The organism is Rahnella perminowiae, from assembly GCF_019049755.1.
Taxonomy (GTDB): domain Bacteria; phylum Pseudomonadota; class Gammaproteobacteria; order Enterobacterales; family Enterobacteriaceae; genus Rahnella; species Rahnella perminowiae.
Genome location: NZ_JAFMOS010000347.1, coordinates 1 through 5590, shown reverse-complemented (window position 1 = coordinate 5590; position 5590 = coordinate 1). Strand labels below are relative to the sequence as shown.

The following is a 5590-nucleotide window of genomic DNA, read 5'->3' as shown; positions in this document are numbered from 1 at the left end:
GCCGCAGGGTTATCTATTATTAATGGCAAAAATCAGATCAGGATTTTAAAGATGCGCCGTTTGAACTAATCACTTCCTGATACCAGAAGAAGCTTTTCTTACGGCGGCGCTCCAGCGTGCCATTACCCTGGTCATCACGGTCAACATAGATATAACCGTAGCGTTTGGAGAATTCCGCTTTCGAGGCACTGACCAGATCAATCGGCCCCCAGCTGGTATAGCCCATGACTTCCACGCCATCTTCAATGGCTTCACGCACCTGAACCAGGTGGTCATTGATGTACTGAATGCGGTAATCATCATGAATGCTGCCGTCAGCTTCAACTTTATCGCGCGCGCCCAAACCGTTCTCGACAATAAATAACGGTTTCTGATAACGGTCATAAAGCTCGTTCATTAAGAAGCGCAAACCCTCCGGGTCAATCTGCCATCCCCATTCGGAACTTTGCAGATGCGGGTTCGGCACCATATTTAATATATTGGCACGCGCTTTAATATTTTGCTCTTCATCCGTGGTGACACAACCGGTCATGTAATAACTGAATGAGATAAAATCAACGGTTTCTTTTAACGCCGCTTTATCTTCCGCCGTAATAGTAATGTCCATGCCACGATCTTTAAAGAAACGCTGCATATAAGCCGGATAGGCACCCCGTACCTGAACATCGCCGAAGAATAACCAGTCGCGGTTTTGCTGCAACGTTTCCATCATATCGGCCGGTTTGCAGGTCAGCGGATACAGCATGCCCCCGAGCAACATATTACCGATTTTACCGTCAGGAATAATCTCGTGACAGGCTTTAACCGCTTTGGCACTGGCAACCAGCTGATGGTGGATGGCCTGATAAACTTCCTGCTTGCTGCTGTCTTCCGGCAGTCCCACGCCGGTGAACGGCGCATGCAGCGACATATTGATCTCGTTAAAGGTCAGCCAGTGCTTCACTTTATCTTTATAGCGGGTGAACACGGTACGGGCGTAATTTTCAAAGAAACCGATGGTGTCGCGACTGCCCCAGCCACCGTGTTTCTTCACGAGGCCGTACGGCATTTCGTAGTGAGAAAGCGTCACCAGCGGTGTAATACCGTATTTTGCCATTTCATCAAACAGGCGGTCGTAGAATGCCAGACCCGCTTCATTCGGCTGTGATTCATCACCCTGCGGGAAGATACGCGTCCAGGCGATTGAGGTACGCAGCACGGTAAAGCCCATTTCGGCGAACAATTTCATGTCCTGCGGATAACGGTGATAGAAGTCGATGGCAACATCTTTCACGCCGAAATCCCCTTCCGTACGTTCCTGCACCGGGCCGAAAACTCCCTGCGGTTGTAGATCTGATGTGGATAAGCCTTTACCGTCTGTCAGGTATGCCCCCTCCACCTGATTGGCTGCGACGGCTCCGCCCCATAAGAATCCGTTTGGGAATTGTTTGTTCATATGAACCTCCAGGCTCTGTTCGTTAGCGTAATAAAGTCAGTAAAGGGGTCTGTTCGCGGGCATCCTGCCCGACACCGGCCGGAATGACGTCAAGATAATCATCGCTGTTGGTGACAATCACTGGGGTAGTCAGGTCATAACCCGCATCCGTAATGCCCTGCAAATCGAATTCCAGAAGCAGATCACCCTGTTTCACCACCGCATCGACAGCAACGTGTGGCGTAAAGAATTTGCCGTCGAGTTTCACGGTGTCGATGCCGACGTGGATCAAAATTTCTGCGCCGCTTTGCGATTCAATTCCGATGGCGTGATGGGTTTTGAACAGTGAAACCACCGTGCCATCCACCGGTGACACGACTCTTCCGCTGACAGGCACAATGGCCACACCTTTACCCAGCAACCCGCTGGCAAATGTCGGATCTTTCACAGTATCGAGCGCGATACACGGACCGCTCATCGGGCTGGCGACCAGCGTTTTGCCACGCGGTGCCTGGATGGCTTCCGCTTTGGCCTTTTCGCTGACTGCCGGTGCGACCGCTTCTTCTTTCATCCCGAAGAAATAAGTCGCCAGTGCGGCAAACAGTATGGCAATCAGGGTGCCGGCAATCGCCGCCGTCACCGTGTTATTAAACCCTGCCGGCGGAATAATTTGGGTGAAGGTGAAAATACTGGGGAAACCGAAGGAGTAGGCAGTCGTCTGGAAATAGCCGAGGATCGCCGCGCCCAGCGCCCCGCCGATGCAGCCGAAAATGAACGGACGGCGATGCGGCAAGGTGATGCCATAGACCGCCGGTTCAGTAATACCGAAAATCCCGGCGCTGATCGCCGACCCTGCCAGCGCTTTGGTACGGGCATCTTTGGTGCGCAGCATCACACCAGCGACCGCACCGACCTGCCCCATCACCGCAGGTAGTAACAGCGGAAGCATGGTGTCATGGCCGAGCACGCTGAAGTTGTTGATCATCAGCGGCACCAGCCCCCAGTGCAGACCGAAGATCACACACACCTGCCACAGCGCACCCATAAAGGCACCCGCGACCATCGGGCTGACGTGATAAACAAACTGGTAGCCATTGGCCAGTTGCTGACTGGCCCAGGTCGCCACCGGACCGATAACCAGGAATGTCAGCGGCACAATCACCATCAGGCAGATCAATGGTGTAATAAAGTTACGCAGCGCGCCGGGCAAAATTTTCATTGCCCGCTTTTCCAGCCAGCTTGATGCCCACGCGGCCAGGATCACCGGGATAACCGAAGAGGTATAATTGATAAAGACCAGCGGGATGCCGAAGAAATGCTCACCCTGTGCGCCAGGCTGCTGTGCATTAAAGGCGGCAATCATCAGCGGATGCACCATCGCGCCGCCAATCATCATGGTCACAAACGGGTTACCGCCGAATTTTTTACCGGCGGTATAACCGATCACCAGCGGGAAGAAATAGAACATAGCGTCGCTGGCGGCGAACCAGACTTTATAGGTCCCGCTTTCCGGCACCATCCAGCCGCAGGCCAGCGCCAGTGCCAGAAAACCTTTCAGGATCCCTGATGCGGCCATAATGCCAATAAACGGCGTGAAGATGCCTGAGATGACATCGATGGCTCTTGCAAACAAACTGTCTTTTTCGCCGGTGTCGTCGTCACCGCTGTCGGAAAGCGCGCTGCCTTTCACCAGCGCGTCATACACCGCACCGACGTGGTTGCCGATCACCACCTGAAACTGACCGCCGCTCTCGACCACCATGATTACGCCCGGATTTTCTTTCAGCCCGGCTGCATCGGCTTTACGGGTGTCTTTGAGTTTAAAACGTAAGCGGGTGGCGCAATGCACCACACTGTTAACGTTGTCCTTTCCGCCCACTCCGCGGAGAATTTCATCGGCTAATGTTCTGTATTCCATAGTGTCATCTCATCAGAGTAATGGCGTCGTGCACGACATTGCCGTTGTGTTTCAAAGGGGCGGCCGGCCCCTGAATTCAGGCCAAAAAAAAACCTAAATTTCCCGATTCTTTGCGATACACAAAGAAATGAGAAATTTAGGTTTTGCCTGTCAGACAGTAACAATCCTGCTTTCTGAACCGGATTCTCTGGCGAATCGTAAACAGAAACAAGTCGTAATATCTGCCGGATGATGAAATTGTGATCGGCTTCAGATTTTATGCAGACAGACGCCCGTCCCTGAGCCTCCGTCTCTTTTCGTCTTATCTAGCGCAACCCCGCCACCGTGAATCCACCATCCACCAGCAGATTCTGACCGGTCACAAACCTCGCTTCATCGCTGCACAGCCACGCCACCACGTCGCCGACATCTGCCGGTTGGCCCACGCGCCCCGCCGGGGTCAGCCGCACAAAAGGGATCAGCGTTTCTTCATTGGCTCCCAGCCGCCGCGCCATGGGGGTATCGATAATGCCGGGATTAACGTTATTGATGCGGATATTCTGCGCACCGGTTTCCAGTGCTATAGCGCGAATCATCGCGTCAAGTCCGCCTTTGCTGGCGGAATACGCCGCAGAGCCAATACTTGCTCCGTGCGCCAGCCAGGAAGAGGTATTCACAATCGCGCCGCCACGCCCTGCGGCGGTCATGGCTTCCAGCTGATATTTCACTGACAGCCAGACGCCTTTCAGATTAGTGGCAATCACCCGGTCAAATTCTGCTTCTGTCATGTCACTGACCGGCGCAAAGCCTTCCACACCCGCGTTATTAAACGCGGCGTCCAGCCGCCCGTACTGCGCCAGCGTCGCGGCAATAAGATGCCGGACCTGTGCGCTGTCTGACACATCGGTCGGCACCGCCAGAGCATCACCGCCGCGTTCGCGGATCATCATCACCGTTTCCTGCAGTTCTGTTTCCCGTCTGCCTGCCACCACGACGTTCGCACCATCGCGTGAAAATGCCAGTGCGGCCGCCCGCCCGATGCCTGAACCGCCGCCGGTGACCAGCGCAACCCGACCCTTTAACCGTAATATCTGAGACATGTTTTCTCCCGTGGATGAATGTTCCGTACCGAGACCTGACTATAAGTGGATTGATTGATGTAAATAAGCCATGCTATATCGCATGCTTTACTGGCTCACATTCATCAACAGGAAACTCATGCGCCCCTGCGAATTTGGAGAACTGACCGCTTTTGTCGCCATAGCGGAAGAGAAGAGTTTCCGCAAAGCTGCGGCGCGGCTGAATTTAACGGCTTCAACGCTGAGTCATTCCTTACGGTCACTGGAAGAGCGTCTGGGTGTACGGTTGCTGAACCGCACCACGCGGCAGGTGTCGCCAACCGAAGCGGGTATCGCCCTGCTGGCGGACATCGCTCCGGCATTGTTGGCCATCTCCGGCGCGGTGGAAAATGTCAATGCTTTCAGGGAAATACCGAAAGGCACGGTGCGCATTAATACGCCGCGCATCGCCGCCGAAATGGTTTTCCTGCCACAGTTGCGTGAATTTTGTCAGCAGTTTCCGGATATCACGCTCGAACTTGCCACCAATGACGGTTTTGTGGACATCATCAGTGAGGGTTTTGATGCGGGGGTGCGCATCCGGGGCGATGTTCAGCAAGACATGAATGCTGTACGCCTGACTGCCGATTTTCACTCTGCGGTGTACGGTTCGCCGGATTATTTCGCACGACATCCGCAACCCCGAACGCCTGCCGATTTGAAAAATCATGCCTGCATTGGTCGTCGGGAAATTGCCAGCGGTTCGCTCTATCGCTGGGAGTTTGAAAAAGACGGGCGGCAGGTGGCTGTGCCCGTCAGGGGGCCACTGGTGGTCGACAGCGTCAGCATGATGACCCGCATTGCACTCGACGGCGCCGGGCTGGTTTACAGCGCACAGAGTGCAGAACATGATGCGCTGGTGGCAGAAAGTAAGCTGATCCGGGTACTTGAAGACTGGTCGGTCACTTTTCCCGGATTCTTTCTCTACTACCCCGGCCACCGCCAGTTATCCGCCGCATTAAAAGCGGTAACCGGTTATTTCCGCTGGCGGGAAGCTTTATAAAACCATCGTCTCAGCCCGTTCACCGGCGGTAATCTCCGGCACAATCATGTCCTGCGGCGGTTTTGTCAGACATATACCGCCTTTCATGCCTCCGGTGGCAATGATCAGTTTGATCCCGTTCACAAATAAAAAACAAAATCAAAAAACGTAATTTGTAT

At 54.0% G+C, this 5590-nt stretch carries 4 protein-coding genes; 1 reads left to right on the top strand and 3 read right to left on the bottom strand.

What is annotated here, in order from left to right; all coding sequences use genetic code 11:
• Positions 1 to 37: 37 nt before the first annotated feature.
• From J1785_RS03860 to J1785_RS03850, 3 genes are all read right to left on the bottom strand, one after another.
• A complete protein-coding gene (locus tag J1785_RS03860; protein ID WP_129991883.1) occupies positions 38 to 1435 on the bottom strand; it encodes a glycoside hydrolase family 1 protein in 1398 nt (465 codons plus the stop codon).
• 22 nt (positions 1436 to 1457) lie between these two features.
• The gene (gene bglF / locus J1785_RS03855; RefSeq protein WP_217218856.1) at positions 1458 to 3332 is read right to left on the bottom strand and encodes a PTS beta-glucoside transporter subunit IIABC; all 1875 of its coding nucleotides are present in this window, start codon (positions 3330 to 3332) and stop codon (positions 1458 to 1460) included.
• A 305-nt stretch (positions 3333 to 3637) separates the two neighbouring features.
• Positions 3638 to 4411: an SDR family NAD(P)-dependent oxidoreductase gene (locus J1785_RS03850; RefSeq protein ID WP_129991884.1), complete on the bottom strand. Its 774-nt coding sequence runs from the start codon at positions 4409 to 4411 to the stop codon at positions 3638 to 3640.
• A gap of 118 nt (positions 4412 to 4529) precedes the next feature.
• Here J1785_RS03850 and J1785_RS03845 point away from each other — a divergent pair, with 118 nt between their 5' ends.
• Positions 4530 to 5432 (top strand): LysR family transcriptional regulator, encoded by a 903-nt coding sequence (locus tag J1785_RS03845; RefSeq protein WP_129952654.1) that lies wholly within the window; start codon positions 4530 to 4532, stop codon positions 5430 to 5432.
• Positions 5433 to 5590: the final 158 nt, after the last annotated feature.

Bases quoted from the DNA above. Each gene is read 5' to 3' on its own strand.
- J1785_RS03860 (WP_129991883.1), bottom strand. From the start codon at position 1,435: ATGAACAAACAATTCCCAAACGGATTCTTATGGGGCGGAGCCGTCGCA.
- bglF (WP_217218856.1), bottom strand. From the start codon at position 3,332: ATGGAATACAGAACATTAGCCGATGAAATTCTCCGCGGAGTGGGCGGA.
- J1785_RS03850 (WP_129991884.1), bottom strand. From the start codon at position 4,411: ATGTCTCAGATATTACGGTTAAAGGGTCGGGTTGCGCTGGTCACCGGC.
- J1785_RS03845 (WP_129952654.1), top strand. From the start codon at position 4,530: ATGCGCCCCTGCGAATTTGGAGAACTGACCGCTTTTGTCGCCATAGCG.